Origin of the sequence: Pontibacter rugosus, assembly GCF_042678745.1 — a bacterium.
GTDB classification, from domain to species: Bacteria; Bacteroidota; Bacteroidia; order Cytophagales; family Hymenobacteraceae; genus Pontibacter; species Pontibacter rugosus.
Genome location: NZ_JBHTLD010000008.1, coordinates 1 through 15,499 on the forward strand (window position 1 = coordinate 1; position 15,499 = coordinate 15,499).

At 48.2% G+C, this 15,499-nt stretch carries 12 protein-coding genes; 9 read left to right on the forward strand and 3 right to left on the reverse strand.

The window, feature by feature from the left end; genetic code table 11:
• Positions 1 to 56: 56 nt before the first annotated feature.
• Complete coding sequence (locus ACFQ2O_RS01865) at positions 57 to 1,454, forward strand: T9SS type A sorting domain-containing protein (RefSeq protein ID WP_377522461.1); 1,398 nt, start codon at positions 57 to 59, stop codon at positions 1,452 to 1,454.
• A gap of 50 nt (positions 1,455 to 1,504) precedes the next feature.
• Here ACFQ2O_RS01865 and ACFQ2O_RS01870 read toward each other — a convergent pair whose 3' ends face one another.
• A complete protein-coding gene (locus tag ACFQ2O_RS01870) occupies positions 1,505 to 2,833 on the reverse strand; it encodes an amidohydrolase (RefSeq protein WP_377522462.1) in 1,329 nt (442 codons plus the stop codon).
• A 118-nt stretch (positions 2,834 to 2,951) separates the two neighbouring features.
• On the opposite strand from ACFQ2O_RS01870, the gene ACFQ2O_RS01875 reads away from it, so the two are divergent.
• From ACFQ2O_RS01875 to scpA, 3 genes are all read left to right on the forward strand, one after another.
• Positions 2,952 to 3,332 carry a YkvA family protein gene (locus ACFQ2O_RS01875; RefSeq protein WP_377522463.1) on the forward strand — a complete coding sequence of 127 codons (381 nt, stop codon included), beginning with the start codon at positions 2,952 to 2,954 and terminating at the stop codon, positions 3,330 to 3,332.
• A gap of 86 nt (positions 3,333 to 3,418) precedes the next feature.
• Positions 3,419 to 5,257, forward strand: coding sequence for a methylmalonyl-CoA mutase family protein (locus ACFQ2O_RS01880; RefSeq protein ID WP_377522465.1), 1,839 nt, complete (start codon positions 3,419 to 3,421; stop codon positions 5,255 to 5,257).
• Between the two features lie 74 nt (positions 5,258 to 5,331).
• Positions 5,332 to 7,476 (forward strand): methylmalonyl-CoA mutase, encoded by a 2,145-nt coding sequence (gene scpA / locus ACFQ2O_RS01885; protein ID WP_377522468.1) that lies wholly within the window; start codon positions 5,332 to 5,334, stop codon positions 7,474 to 7,476.
• Between the two features lie 203 nt (positions 7,477 to 7,679).
• Here scpA and ACFQ2O_RS01890 read toward each other — a convergent pair whose 3' ends face one another.
• Complete coding sequence (locus ACFQ2O_RS01890) at positions 7,680 to 8,222, reverse strand: REP-associated tyrosine transposase (RefSeq protein WP_377522469.1); 543 nt, start codon at positions 8,220 to 8,222, stop codon at positions 7,680 to 7,682.
• Between the two features lie 102 nt (positions 8,223 to 8,324).
• Between ACFQ2O_RS01890 and ACFQ2O_RS01895 the strand changes: the two genes are divergently transcribed.
• The 4 genes from ACFQ2O_RS01895 to ACFQ2O_RS01910 all read left to right on the forward strand — a co-directional run bounded on the left by ACFQ2O_RS01895 (position 8,325) and on the right by ACFQ2O_RS01910 (position 12,675).
• Positions 8,325 to 8,720 (forward strand): hypothetical protein, encoded by a 396-nt coding sequence (locus ACFQ2O_RS01895; RefSeq protein ID WP_377522470.1) that lies wholly within the window; start codon positions 8,325 to 8,327, stop codon positions 8,718 to 8,720.
• 88 nt (positions 8,721 to 8,808) lie between these two features.
• Entirely contained in the window at positions 8,809 to 9,021 is a 213-nt protein-coding gene (locus tag ACFQ2O_RS01900) for a hypothetical protein (RefSeq protein ID WP_377522471.1), read from the forward strand.
• A gap of 230 nt (positions 9,022 to 9,251) precedes the next feature.
• Positions 9,252 to 10,889, forward strand: coding sequence for an alpha,alpha-trehalase TreF (treF, locus tag ACFQ2O_RS01905; protein WP_377522472.1), 1,638 nt, complete (start codon positions 9,252 to 9,254; stop codon positions 10,887 to 10,889).
• A gap of 664 nt (positions 10,890 to 11,553) precedes the next feature.
• The gene (locus tag ACFQ2O_RS01910; protein WP_377522473.1) at positions 11,554 to 12,675 is read left to right on the forward strand and encodes a YncE family protein; all 1,122 of its coding nucleotides are present in this window, start codon (positions 11,554 to 11,556) and stop codon (positions 12,673 to 12,675) included.
• A 68-nt stretch (positions 12,676 to 12,743) separates the two neighbouring features.
• Here the strand turns inward: ACFQ2O_RS01910 and ACFQ2O_RS01915 are convergent, their stop codons facing one another.
• On the reverse strand, positions 12,744 to 14,135 hold the full coding sequence (locus ACFQ2O_RS01915; protein WP_377522475.1) for a DUF5723 family protein: 1,392 nt from the start codon (positions 14,133 to 14,135) through the stop codon (positions 12,744 to 12,746).
• Positions 14,136 to 14,411: 276 nt separating this feature from the next.
• Here ACFQ2O_RS01915 and meaB point away from each other — a divergent pair, with 276 nt between their 5' ends.
• Positions 14,412 to 15,392 (forward strand): methylmalonyl Co-A mutase-associated GTPase MeaB, encoded by a 981-nt coding sequence (gene meaB / locus ACFQ2O_RS01920; protein WP_377522476.1) that lies wholly within the window; start codon positions 14,412 to 14,414, stop codon positions 15,390 to 15,392.
• Positions 15,393 to 15,499 lie beyond the last annotated feature (107 nt).

Consider the following 15,499-nt stretch of genomic DNA (forward strand, 5'->3'; position numbering starts at 1 on the left):
AAACTATTACAAAATATTTTATGTAAATTGTTTTACCACTACAAAAGTCTCTCCCTATGAAAACAAGATTGATTATTAGCATGATAGCGCTGTTCTTATTGCCGCTATTCGCACAGGCCACACATCTGACTGGGGGTTATATCAGTTATTCTGTAGATCCCCAGAACCCACGCAAGTATAATTTTGTGTATACGCTATATACAAACCGTGCTTCTTCTGCAGACGACCCATTCATTAACTTTGACATGGGAGACGGAAATAAAGTACAGGCAAATCGGAAGGAGGTAAAACAGTATAGCGAACAATTTGATATCAAAACCTTCTTATGGAGTTACACCTACTCAGCTAATGGAAATTATACTGTATCTCCGGTTTCACAGAACAGGGAACACGGTATTATCAATGTTCCTGCACCATCAGATCAAAACTCATTTGTAGTTCATACGAATGTGCAGGTAGATCAGTCCGTTAAAAATAAAAATGGGGTGAAGCTTGCTAGCACCCCTCTTTTCATGGCGTACGCTGGCGAAGAAATGCATCATAATTTAATAGCGTATGATGTTGACGGAGATGAATTAACGTATGATTTGGTTGTACCCAGAACCAGAATAGCAACCGGAGAAAGCATTGCTATAGCGGGATATACATTTCCAGAAGGTCTAACTATAGATAAATTTGGCGAGCTACGCTGGGAGATGCCAACAACAAAAGGCACCCACGCATTGGCTGTTAAAATTACGGAGCACAGAGATGGAAGAGTTGTGGGCTCTACTGTAGTAGACTTCCTACTAAATGTAATAGACCGCACGCAGCAACCAAGGCTAAATTTGGTAAACCAAGACCGCCTAACAGTAAATAATGATGGTTCTATACTTGCACGCCCAGCCCAGCCTCTGAAACTAGAGTATTTCCTACAGAATGCAGAAGGCTCTACTTACGCGCTTAGTGCAATGCAATTCAGCGACTTGGACACTTTAGACCTTGCCTCTCCAGTTGTAGCGGTGCGTGATTCTGCCAATGGCAAAGCTGTAACCTTAACCTTTACTCCTTCCGCCGAACTTACACGCCCAATGCACTATACAATAGGCATGCGTGGGCAGGCGGGCGTTGCTAAAGCTCCAATCACATCGGATCTGCCCTATAACTTTGACTGGAGCTATACTTACCTGATTATTGGAGAGCAGCAGCCAACGGGCTTGAGGGATGATCTTTCGAAGGCTGGCTTTATACTTTACCCGAACCCAATACACGATGAATTTGTAATCAAAGCTCCTGACATGCCTGGCATGTACCTGCAGTTGCGGGATACCAACGGCAGAACAGTACTTCGTATGAAGTTACAGCCAGGGCAAAACGCTCTCGTTCGTCCTGCTTCGCTCAGCAGTGGCATGTATTTTTACACCATCCTCAGCCGCTATAAACCTGTGGGAACGGGTAAGTTGGTTGTACAATAACAGAAAAGGCTGCCCTAGAGGCAGCCTTTCTTTTTACAACGAAATTAAGATTACTTCTTCCCGTTCATATAGTCCAGCGTCAGGTTTGTCAGTGTTTTCACACCTAGCTTCATGCCGCTTTCATCCACGTAGAAATCTGGCGTGTGGTGGGCTGGTGCTTTGGCCGGGTCTTGGCCTTTAGGCATGCCGCCTACAAACAAGTATAGCCCCGGAATTTCCTGCTGAAAGTAAGAAAAGTCCTCGGCTCCTGTCATGGCATTCATCAGCACCACTTTGCCTTTGCCAGCTGTTGCCTGAAGCGTTGGCAGCATCTTCTCGGTCAAGGCAGGTTCGTTATAGGTGATAGCAGCCATTTCTTCTATTTCTACCTCAGCAGTAGCACCGGCACTTTCAGCAATGTTGGTGGCTGTTAGGCGGATCTTATCGTGGATCTTCTTCTGCATGTCCTTGTCCAGCGTACGAATAGTGCCCTCCATCTGCACCTCCTCCGGGATGATGTTGTTACGCACGCCACCGTGGATCATACCTACTGTAATAACCGCTGCATCTTCAGTTAGCTCTGTCTGGCGGCTGATGATGGTTTGCAAGCCGTAAATGATCTGGGACGACACCACAATGGGGTCTACACCTGCCCACGGGTTAGCGCCGTGTACCTGCTTGCCTTTTACCTTGATGCGGAACACATCGGCTCCGGCCATAATGCCACCTGGCCTGTACTTAAGCGTACCTACTTCTGTTTGTGAGTTGATGTGAAGGCCAAAGATCACCTCTGGCTTCGGGCCTTTTTTTAAAACACCTTCTTTTACCATCAGTCTGGCTCCTCCCTCCTCGCCTGCAGGAGCGCCCTCTTCGGCTGGCTGGAACAGGAACTTAACCGTACCTTTTAAATCACTCTTCATACTGGATAACACCTCTGCTGCACCCAACAGCATCGCAATGTGTGTATCGTGGCCGCAGGCATGCATCACGCCAACTTCGTTACCGTTGTAGGTGCCCTTGGCTTTTGAGGCAAAAGGTATAGCAGCACGTTCGGTTACAGGCAAGCCGTCTATATCGGCACGCAGCGCTACCACAGGCCCGGGCTTGCCACCTTTAAGTATACCTACTACGCCATGTTTAGCCACGCCTGTCTCTACTTCGATGCCCATCTTCTTCAGCTCAGCAGCAATGCGGGCTGCCGTTTCGGTTTCGCGGTTGCTTAGCTCCGGGTGCTCATGAAAGTGCCGGCGCCACTCTATTACCTTCGGTTCTACTTTATCGGCCAGGTTGCTCGCTTTGGCCATTAGCTTGGTGTCCTGTGCCATGGCAGGAGCTGCTAAAAGCCCCAGCCCAAGGGCAGCAAGTATGACACGGTTTCTTAAAGTATAAGTTCTGTTCATGGTTTTGTTTTAAGGTGAAAGATCAAGATAATGAATTTAAGCTCATCTTGTACCTAGTGTGTTACAGCTACCGCCATACTTGGCCTGACTTTCCTGCTTATCTCCCGTACAAGCTAACATGCTTCGGAAATGGAAAGAGTTTGTACGGCAACTGAAAGAGGATATTTATACATTATACTTAGCCTCGCAGGACCCGCGCATGCCTTTTGCAGCCAAAGTGATGGTACTGATTACCGTAGCCTACGCCTTCAGCCCTATCGACCTGATACCGGATTTTATTCCCATTATAGGTTACTTCGACGACCTGCTGCTACTGCCGCTCGGCATTTGGCTTTCCGTAAAGCTGGTACCCAAGCCATTGCTGCACTACTACCGCCAGAAAGCCAAAGAGCAGATGCACGAGCGCAAGCCCAATTATGTAATGGCCGCTGTGATAGTTATACTATGGTTACTGATCGGCTACTGGATGTATCAGGCTTATCAGGCGCAGATAAATTAATGCTGTTTGCAGACAGATATAGCATCCGCCCAGCCTTACTTCGTAAGGGATAAAAGTCTATCTTTACAAGAAATTAGAACAAAAGCATGATGACTGACGAGCAGCAAAACCAACAGCGCCTGTTTGCAGCGTTCACCCCTGCCACAGCAGTTGAGTGGGAGCAGAAAGCACGCAAAGACCTGCGGGAAACGCCTCTGGAAAGCCTTACCTGGCATACCTACGAGGGCATCAATATAAAGCCATACTACGCCAAAGAAGATATTGCCGACCTGCCGTTTGTAAAGCAGAAGCCCGGCGACTTCCCTTTTCTGAGAGGCAATAAAAACGGAAACAACAGCTGGCTGAATGTACAGCAGATAAGTGTAAGCAACGATGGGAAGCAAGCTGTAGACAAGGCTGTGGATGCCCTGCAACGTGGAGCGGATGGCATTCATTTTATACTGGAACAACCTGATGCATTTGATATTGCTTACCTGGTAAACAGCATTGACTTAAGCAGCCACAGCGTAAGCTATACTATCACAAATCGTCCATCTGCATTCCTAAAGCAGCTTTACAATGTGTTGGAGCAAAAGCAGGTATCGCACCGTAACCTGAAGGGCTTTGTGAATTTTGACCCTGTAACCGGCAACGGCGGCCTGACAAAAGAAGAACTGGATGAAATAGCCGAGGTACTGGATCTTACCAAAGACAGCCCTGAACTTTATGGCGTAAGCGTAAATGGCACTAGCTTTAGCAGCCTTGGCGCATCTATCACACAAGAGATTGCCTATACTTTAAGTGCGGCCGTAGCTTATGTGCACAGGCTCACGTCGGCAGGAGAACCCCTGGAGTCGGTACTGCGCAATGTGCAGTTTTGCATAGCCTCTGGCACAAATTATTTCTTTGAAATTGCGAAGCTGCGTGCCCTGCGACTGCTTTGGTCAACTGTAGTAGAAGCTTACCAAACAGCTCCTGCCCTGGCTGCCCACCTGCGCATTCACTGTGCTACCTCCAGCTGGTACCAAACCACGCTCGACCCTTACGTGAACATGCTGCGTACTACCACAGAGGCTATGTCCGCTGTTATGGCAGGTTGCGACTCACTCACTGTAACGCCTTTCGACAGCACGTTTAAAGCTTCAGATGAATTTTCTGAGCGCATTGCCCGCAACGTATCCATTATCCTGAAAGAGGAGTCATACTTAGATAAAGCCATAGACCCGGCTGCCGGCTCTTACTACCTGGAGTCGCTGACGAATGAGCTGGCGCAGAAGGCGTGGAGATTATTTAACGAGGTAGAGGCGCTGGGCGGCTTTGAGGATGCCTATGACGGAGGATTTATACTTGGTTCTATCACTGAAGTCAGCCGCCTTAAATTTAAAAACATTGCCACCGGACGCGATATACTGGTGGGCACCAACAAATACCCGAACCCAAAAGAGAGCATCAGCTTTGACCCGGAGGCTCTTATACAGAGTGCCGAATTCGACACGACCCGCGCCGCTTACCCAACAGAAGTAATGCGTATGGCTACAGAGCTGCACCTGCGCAAGCGTAAACGCAGGCCAAAGGTAGTTGTAGCCTTGATAGGTGATGCTAATAAAAGAGCGGTGAATGCCACCTTTGCGCAGGAATTTTTCAGCTGTGCCGGTTTCGAAACGGAGAAGCGCCAGTTCTCATCAGTCGAGGAAGCATCTGAACAGCTCACGACTGCATCTGTGGAAGTTGTGGTTGTATCTGCTTCAGAGTCGGCTTTTATAAACGAATTTGGCCCAAGATTGCGCAACCATCACGCTAAGCCAACCATCATACTTGCCGACGATCCGCAGCACATGAAAGAAGAGATGATGGCCAACGGCTACGAGGAGTTTATCTTCGAAGACTGCGACATGAAAACACTGCTGGAAGCAGTGCAGAAGCGCCTGGCGAAAGATAATGACTGAATTTTGGATAATTGAATAACTGGATTCCTACTACTCATTCAGTCATTCAATCATTCAGTTAATCAAAATTGAACATGAAACCTGACTTCTCTAAAATAGACATAAACAAGGTAGCTGCTTCTGATAAAGCTCCTAAAGATCCGTTGCAACCAAAGCCGTGGAAGACGCCGGAGCAGATAGAGGTAAAAACTTTTTATACATCGGAAGACGCAAAGCACTTTGAGCATCTGGATTTTGCTGCCGGCTTGCCGCCATACTTGCGCGGCCCCTACAGCACCATGTATGTACAAAAGCCATGGACAATCCGCCAGTATGCCGGTTTCTCCACTGCTGAAGAATCAAACGCCTTCTACCGCCGCAACCTGGCTGGTGGGCAAAAGGGTCTTTCTGTAGCTTTTGACCTGGCTACGCACCGCGGCTACGACTCTGATCATCCGCGTGTGGTAGGCGACGTAGGTAAAGCCGGTGTGGCCATTGATTCTGTAGAGGACATGAAAATCTTGTTCGACCAGATTCCGCTGGACCAGATGTCTGTATCCATGACGATGAACGGTGCAGTGTTGCCTATTCTAGCGTTCTACATTGTGGCAGGCGAAGAACAGGGCGTGAAACCGGAGCAGCTAAGCGGCACTATACAAAACGATATCCTGAAGGAGTTCATGGTGCGCAACACCTATATCTATCCGCCGGAGCCAAGCATGAAGATTATTGCGGATATTTTCGAGTTCACCTCCCGTAATATGCCGCGCTTCAATTCTATCTCTATCTCGGGCTACCACATGCAGGAAGCAGGTGCTACAGCCGACATTGAGCTCGCTTATACCTTGGCTGATGGTCTGGAGTATGTGCGCACCGGCTTGAAGGCAGGTATGGACATTGATGAGTTTGCACCACGCCTTTCGTTCTTCTGGGCTATTGGCATGAATCACTTTATGGAGATTGCCAAAATGCGCGCGGCACGTATGCTGTGGGCAAAGCTGATCAAGCCGTTCAACCCGAAGAACGCGAAATCGCTCATGCTACGCACCCACTGCCAGACTTCCGGCTGGAGCTTAACGGAGCAGGACCCATTCAATAACGTTACCCGCACCTGCGTAGAGGCTATGGCTGCTGCCTTGGGCGGTACACAAAGCTTACATACTAATGCCTTAGACGAGGCCATTGCTCTGCCAACCGATTTCTCGGCACGCATTGCCCGTAACACACAGATCTACCTGCAGCAGGAAACAAACATTACGAAGGTGGTAGACCCGTGGGGAGGCTCCTATTATGTGGAGGCGCTGACGCATGAGATCGCTCAAAAAGCCTGGGCACTGATGCAGGAGGTGGAGGAGCTTGGCGGTATGGCAAAAGCCATCGAGACTGGTTTGCCAAAAATGCGCATCGAAGAAGCCGCTGCCCGCAAGCAAGCCCGCATCGACTCCGGAAAAGACATTATTGTAGGTGTCAACAAGTATAAGCCGAGTCAAATTCAGGAGATTGACATCCTGGATATTGACAACACAGCCGTGCGGGAATCGCAGCTACGCCGTCTGGCAAGTATAAAAGCCTCGCGTGACGAAGGCAGCGTACTGAATGCACTGCAAGCTTTAACTGACGCCGCAGAATCTGGCGTGGGCAACCTGCTGGAACTGGCGGTAGAGGCAGCGCGCAGAAGGGCCACCCTGGGAGAGATTTCAGATGCCCTGGAGAAAGTATACGGCAGACATAAAGCAGTCATCAGAGCCATATCAGGTGTGTACTCAGCAGAACTAACCGACGACGAAAGCTTTGCACAGGCCAAAGCTATGGCTGATCAGTTCGAGGAACTGGAAGGCCGAAGACCACGGATTATGGTGGCTAAAATGGGGCAGGACGGCCACGACCGCGGATCCAAAGTAATCGCCACCTCCTTCGCCGATCTCGGCTTTGACGTGGACATTGGGCCGCTGTTCCAGACACCAGCCGAAGTAGCCATGCAAGCCGCTGAAAACGACGTGCACGTAGTGGGCGTATCTTCGTTGGCAGCTGGTCACAAAACGCTGGTACCGCAGCTAATAGAAGAGCTTCGGAAGTTGGATCGCAGTGATATACTTGTAATTGTAGGCGGTGTAATTCCAGCCCAGGACTATGACTTCCTCTACAAAGCAGGCGCTGTGGGTATTTTTGGCCCCGGAACCATTATATCCGTAGCCGCGCAGAACATTCTGGAGCAGCTGATGAAGCAAGTGAAGAGTTAAGCCTTCTGATAAAGCATAAACTACAAAGCCGCAGCCGATGAATTCAGCTGCGGCTTTGTAGTTTTATACTGGCGCCGGTATCCAACCGGTGACGTGCAGTGGGTAGCGAGTCTCCAGACTCGCTTTTATACTTGCACAAGTGAGTCTGGAGACTCACCCACACCCACGGCACCGGATAGATTCCGGCGACAGAACAAATACATCTACTCAATCAGCACTATCTCTAATCTGCCTTTCTCTCCTGCATAATCCCGAGCGCTACTGTAGTACCACTGCTCAGGCTCTTCCACAAAAGCAGCTTTTACCGGGTTCTGATGCAGGTACTCCAGCCGCTGCTCCATCAACTCATTGGTGCTAAGCTCTACATAATGTCCGCCCAACTGCCAAAACTGGTATTCTCCATGGCTACTGCTTTTATCAGCAGCGCTCTTAAACATCCATAACAGCCAGTTTTTCCGGCTTTCTTTTGGGTTATTTTTTATTGCATCCACCAGAAACCGAGAAGTATATTTCTTCAGATCCCGCATCACATCCGTTAGTTTGGGCGCTGAGCAAATCAGGTGTACATGGTTTGTCATGATGCACCAGGCATACAGCGTCAGCTCTTTTTTCTGCTGGCAGTAGCTTAAGCTATCACACACCAACTCGCAGTAAGCGCGACGGGTAAATACATCAGCCCATTCTACTACTGTTAGGGTGATAAAATAGATTCCATTGGGATTGTTAGCCTTATACTTCAAGCTCATACCATAACAGACGCAGCCAAAGATGGGCAGGTTTGCATCATGCTCACAAAACTTTCCCCTATCCCACCGGTTTCTTACCCATAGAAATACCTACCTTTCGTCATGAAACTTAAACACATCATCATCCTCATTTCTGTTGCCCTTATTGGCTGGTTCATCTACGACACCGCTTCACTGCCAAGCGTAGATGATCTCGAAGGTAATTTCAAGGAGGTGACTGTATATCGCAACGAGAACAACACCGGCCCTATCACCCGTATTTATGCCGTAACCGTGGAAGATACGCTATGGCAACAGATGCAAACGTATGGTGATATGATGCCTCATACCAAGTATGGCAACACCAAAGTTTATTTCTTTCTGAGTAACAGCCCTGTGCCTACGCAAATCACTCCCGGCGATGAAAATATCAGTCCGGAGTATGAACAGTATGTGCTAGCAAAGTATGAGAAGGATGCAATGGGGCAGATTATATTTACAAAATACCCCTTCAGGTAATGCTTGATAATTTTACTAAAGCCATACTTATTTCATCATCATTAAAAATTTATCGTACAAATAAGCTCAGCAACTAAAACCGAAGACTATGAAAAGAAACTCAATATTTACCGCAGCTATAGTACTTGGCGCCTCCATGTGCCTAACCTCCTGCGGAGGTGAAAACACTGAAACTACCACAACTCCTAACTCTACATCTATTGAATCTGAAGATGCTTATGAGCGCGACAGGACACGGATAGGCGACACAGAAGCTGACACTTCTGGCATGATGATGGCAGACACAACAGCTATACAGTAGCTGAATTCACAGATTTAATTCCGCAGCTTATGAACAAGTTAAGTTTTATAGGCTGCGGTTTTTAATTTTAAGCGAAGAATAAAGAACAATTCAAGGAAATTACTGGCAGCAAATATGAAAAGTATATAGTGTGGCGGGGTAGGCTTGTGCAGTAGTGCTTCAAGTGCTATACTTGTCGCTTTGCTTCCGGATTGCGTATGAATGGCTATTCATCATAAGTTCCTTTTTACATGAAGCAACAGAAAGAACATACTTTTAGCACCCTAACATTTTTCCTTCTGCTACTATTACCGTTTACCTTCGCTATACAACCGTTGCGGGCACAGAAGCTGTATAAACCAGCTCAGGATTTAGGCGAATTGTTTGAGCAGGTGCAGCTACAGCATGTGTTTCCTGATTCCAAAACCTTTCCTGATGCTACCCCACTGCTGCCTCCTCAAGAAATATTACAGGCTTACGAGCAACAAAAAAGCCAGCTTGGCTTTGACTTGAAGGCATTTGTGATGGAACGGTTTGAAATGCCGCCACAACCTGCTTCTGGCTTCTCCACAGATACCACCCTCTCGGTAACAGAGCATATTGAGCGGCTTTGGCCTATACTTACCCGTGAACCGGGTGCCGATGGAGGCTCACTGATTCCATTGCCGAAAAAGTATATTGTACCAGGAGGTCGTTTTCGGGAGATCTACTATTGGGATAGCTTCTTTACCATGCTTGGCTTACAAGCCAGCGGTGAGACAGCACTTATCCAGAGCATGGTTGATAATTTTACGCACCTGATCAACACCACGGGCCATATCCCTAACGGCAACCGCACCTATTACCTTAGCCGCTCACAGCCGCCGTTCTATGCACTTATGCTGGAGATACTGGCACAGGAAAAAGGTAAGGCTATACTTAAAACCTATGCGCCTGCGCTGCGCCAAGAGTATGGCTTTTGGATGAATGGTGCAGATAAAATAACATCATCTAGCCCTTCACACCGTCGGGTGGTGCGCATGCCGGATGGCAGCATTCTGAACCGCTACTGGGATGATCAGCCTGCTCCCCGACCAGAATCTTATCGTGAGGACGTGGAGCTAGCCGAAGCGTCAGGTAAAAACCCAGAGGAGGTCTATCGCAATATCAGGGCCGCCGCAGAATCAGGCTGGGACTTTAGCAGCCGTTGGTTTGCGGATGCAGAAAACCTCAGCACCATCCATACAACTGACATCATACCTGTTGACCTGAACGCACTGCTTTACCACGTGGAACTTACCTTGGCCGAGATGGCCAGGCTGGAGGGCAAGCAAGCCGAGGCGAAGAAGTATGAGAAGTTGGCAAAAGCTCGCCGTAAAGCCTTACTGAAGTATAACTGGAGCGATAAAAATGACTTCTTTCACGACTACGATTTTGTAAAAGGCACGACCACCAATGTACCGAGCCTTGCTGCAGTTTTTCCGCTATACTTTAACATGGCCAATAAAAAGCAAGCCGCTGCCGTTGCTCAAAAACTAAAAGCAGATTTCTTGAAGCCCGGCGGACTGGTTACCACCCTCAACCATACAGGCCAGCAGTGGGACTCGCCTAATGGCTGGGCTCCACTGCAATGGATGGGTATTCAGGCACTGCGCAATTACAAGCACGATAAGTTAGCTGATGAGGTATCGCAGCGGTGGGTTGAGAAAAACCAGGAGGTTTTCCAAAACACGGGTAAGCTGATGGAGAAGTATAATGTCGTTAACATGAAGTTACAAGCAGGCGGCGGCGAATATCCCAATCAAGACGGTTTCGGCTGGACAAACGGTGTGCTGCTCAAACTCATTTCCCTGCACCCAGAGCTATTGGATATGACGCTGGAGGAGCTGGAGTTAGAGACACAGGATTAACAGCAGCAAAGCTAAGCAGAAGAAAGGGCACAACTAGTTGTGCCCTTTCTTCTGCTTAGCTTTGCTGCTCTGTCTATACAGCACCGTATCCTATCACCCCTGCCCCCCTTTTTAAGGAGAGGAATCTGTCATTGCTATTGCCAAAGTATAAGCGCTGTAGTTAGAGTAGTTCATTTGAACCCACCCCTAACCCCTCCGAGGAGGGGAATCAGTTCAAGCTCCGTAAGTAGAAGCTATCGAACCTAATCCCAGTCCTTGGGTTGAGCGCCTCGAGAGTTTCCGGTGACGAACGGAGTGAGGCAGCCCGAGGCACGAGGGCAGGAAAGGAAAGCAGCGCGATGCCCGAGGACGAGGCCCCGCGGCCGTGAGCGCTCCAAAGTATAAAGTGCAATGATTGGTGTTTGGGAGCTGGAGGATGAACTGGAGCTAGAAAGGATAGCTTGGCTGAAGATGCGATACGCAGAGGCAATGGAAGTATGGCCAAAGCTATACAGGCATGGCTCTGCGAGCCAATAGAAAACGCCAGCGGGAGGTATCTGGAGCAGTCGGAGGCACAAGCGGACGCTTGCAGAGTAGTCTAACCCTTGACACAAAAACATCATTCCCTCCTATACTTGGCACTAGGTTTGCAAAAGCACCGTTTAAGGAATCAAACCTCAAACCTATGAGCAGACTAAGACACATAACAGCCGCAGCCATCCTTACCTTCAGCAGTTTTGCAGCCTTCGCACAAGGCGAAAAGAATAACTGGTACTTCGGGAAAGGCGCAGGCATTATATTCTCAGGAGACACAGCTACAGCTACTAACAGCCGGTTATTTACAGAAGAAGGCAGCGCCACCCTCTCCGATGCAAACGGCAAACTTTTGATGTACACCAATGGCATCACCGTCTGGAACGGTGAGCACAAAGTAATGCCCAGTGGCAACGGCTTGATGGGTGGTAAATCTTCTACACAATCAGCCCTCATACTTCCAAAGCCCAACAGTAGCGACCTCTATTACATCTTCACAACAGATATACAGGCGCAGTCTAATGGATTGCGCTACACGGTGGTTGATATGACAAAGCAGGAAGGCAAAGGCGATGTTATTTCGCGTAACAGCTTTATGATAGCGCCAACCACCGAAAAACTAACAGCTGTACGCCACAGCAATGGCCGCGATTGGTGGGTAATAGCACACCGCTGGAACAGCAACGGCTATATGGCTTTTCTGTTGAATGAAGAGGGCGTGGAGACAAGGCCGGTGCTAAGTATGGTAGGCACTGTACATGGTGGCCCGAACCGTAAGGCAATCGGCTATCTTGTTCCTTCGCCGGACGGTACCAAGCTGGCTGCTGCTCTTTGGGACTCTGAAAGCAACTTCGAGCTCCTGAACTTTGACCGCAGTACAGGTAAAGTATCTGATCCTATACTTTTAAAGGGATATCAGGAGGCATACGGGGTGGCATTTTCACCTGATGGCAGCAAACTATACGGTACAGCCAACGGAGCTGGAGGCGGAAAAGCACAGGTAATACAGTTTGATCTAAATGCTGGAAGTGCCGATGGCATTGCTAAGTCAGCGGTGGTGGTAGCTACATCCAAGAGCCCGCGTTTTGGGGCTTTGCAAGTAGGGCCAGACGGAAAGATTTACGTAGCACGTCAGGACAATTACTACCTGGGCGTAATCAATAACCCAAATGCAAAAGGCGTGGCTAGTAACTATGTGGATGATGGATTTCACCTGGGTAAGCAAAAGAGTGACCTTGGCTTGCCGAATTTTGCACAAGGGATAAGCAAATAGCGTATAAATCAGAAGCGCCAGCCTCACAATAGAGGCTGGCGCTTCTGATTTATACCTTAAGTTAACTACTAAAGCGACTCCTGATTACCTATTTTAAAGCGAAGGAAAGCAAAGGCAAAGGATGCTCCAGGATTGTTTTCGGTAAGTGGTGCGGTTATATCGCGTGTGCTGATGCCGAACTCATAGGATTGCGCTATGAAGGCAATGCCAATCGGAAGGTTAAGCTTTTCTCCGGCTCCCGTCGATACACCAGTGCTAAAGCGGAAGAAGGAGGTTGGCATTACGTCTACTCCTAACCCGAAGAAGTCTTGGGAAAGGTTGCCCGGTGCGTTGTTAAGAGCGTGTACATAGTCTACTCCTACCTCTACTTTATTGCCAAGTTTTGCACCTACACCAGCTCTGAAGCGTGTTGGCAAATCTGTTTTAAGCTCATTTACAGGTGTAAAAGCCAGGGCCGTATCAATAATCTGCTGTGCCACATCTGCTACATCCTCAAAATCATATTCTTCCGCACTAATTATATCAGACAGGTAAAAACCTTTATCCTGCCCCTGCAAAAGGTTTTTGCTCCAGCGCATACTACCCATATCCGTCACAGAAAGGCTAACTTTTACAGTTTTGGCTATCTCAGCTGATAAACCTACGTCGTAGCCATGGCCTTTGCCAACAGGGCTTAACTGGTTATTGGCACCGCCATACCTGAACTGCGGATCATCCAGGTATCTTTCATAGTCAAAGTCCAGCACCGGCGAGGAAGCACTGTACGCTTTTACCTCACCATCCTTAGCACTTAATTCATACAAAGCCAGGCCTTGTAAATAGCGGTATCCCACACCTGCATAAATAGCAACGGCAGGTAAAGAAACCAACTTACGTCCATAAGACAGATTCCACTCATTTACCCACGATGCCTTCAGCTCAGTTCCATCAAACAACTCATGCACGTACACGCGCTCATCTTCATTTGTTTGCTGCACTACGGGAGCTTCCTGCCCTAAAAACAGTAGTTCAGAAAAATTTTTATTAAACCCTGCATGCCCCAGAATCCGCTGGCGGTTGCTAAAACCAAAGCCTCCTACTTTTGGTAGGTATACAGCTATAGCAAAAGTGTTCATGTCTACGCCTGCATTCAGTACGTTGTCTGATGTAAAAGCTTTGGCATAGCGCAGGCGGTCTTCCATCGCTAAGGTGCGCTCATCTTCTATTTTAGAAAAATCCTTGATAATAGTACGCGTAAAAGCTTGTGAACTAACGTTCAATCCTCCCTCCAGAAACGTAAATGAAACAGTAGGCGCACCAAAGCCCAGATTTGCAGGATTTACACCGATTGCCTGGTAATCACGTACAAAGGTATTCTGAACCCCGCCTCGCCCTGTTGTACTGGCATTACTCAGCTCGCTTTGCGCCTGTGCCGTTTCCATAGCCACTAAAGCAGCAGCCAGCATGAAAATCTTTTTCATTAAGTAATTGATGGATTGATAAGATGGATAGGTATTAAAAAAGCATTATAGCAGGTTTCTGTTAGTTAATTTAAAAGATGCTACACACATTTATACTTCAGACACTTACAACTAAACCGTTCTTTTGAAAAGCAAGTTCAGCCTTTTTAGGATAAATTCAATAATGCTGCCCAAAATTAAGTTTTGAATGTGTTATGGCCGCAAAGGTAGTATGGCAACCTAATAATCTTAATTTTGTAGAAGAGATACAGTTGCTGACACCAAACCCTTACCACATTGGCCAAACGATTTAGCCCTGACAAGTATGCTGAAGGTATTTTAGCCGGAGACCGAGTGCTATTGAGCCGCGCTATTACGCTGGTGGAAAGCAGGCTGCCATCTGATCAGGAACTGGCCCAGCAGGTAATAAACCTGGTACTACCGCATGCCGGCAACTCCGTGCGGATTGGCATAACAGGCGTACCTGGTGTAGGCAAGAGCACGTTTATTGAGGCTTTTGGCAGTTATGTGATTGAGGAGCAAGGTAAAAAGCTAGCCGTGTTGGCTATAGACCCCACCAGCCAGCGTTCGGGCGGCAGTATTTTGGGTGATAAAACACGCATGGACATGCTGGCCATCAACCCTAAAGCTTACATTCGTCCTTCTCCTGCTGGTAAATCGTTGGGCGGTGTCACCCGCAGCACCCGGGAGAGCATTATACTTTGCGAGGCAGCTGGCTTTGATGCTATTATTGTGGAGACGGTAGGTGTGGGGCAATCAGAAACGGCGGTGCATGCCATGGTGGATTACTTCTTGCTGCTGATGCTGGCCGGAGCCGGAGACGAGTTACAGGGCATCAAGCGCGGTATCATGGAAATGGCCGATGCCATTGCCATCACCAAAGCAGATGGCAGCAACATCAACAAAGCAAAATCAGCACGGGTAGAGTATCAAAACGCGCTACATTTATACCCGCTCTCGGCTTCTGGCTGGGTACCGCAGGTAAGCATCTGCTCTGCTCTTAAGAACAACGGCCTTGATAGCACCTGGCATACTATAGAAGAGTACCTGCAGCTAACGCAAAGTAACGGCTACTTCGACCAAAAGCGACGTGACCAGAACCTGCAGTGGATGTATGAGGCTATTCGGCAAAGCCTGGAAGAGCGGTTTTATGCCGCCCAGCAGGTAAAGGAGCAGCTGCCAGGTATAGCCAGTGCGGTAAAAGAAGGTAATAAGTCAGCTTTTGCAGCGGCGGCAGAACTGCTGAAGTTGGTGTAAAACCGACGCTTTGTTTAGCAGCAGTAAGTCTATACTTCATCACGAGCATATACTATAATCACCTACTCTATTGCAGCTCCTACAGGCATTATTCAGCATCAGAAGCA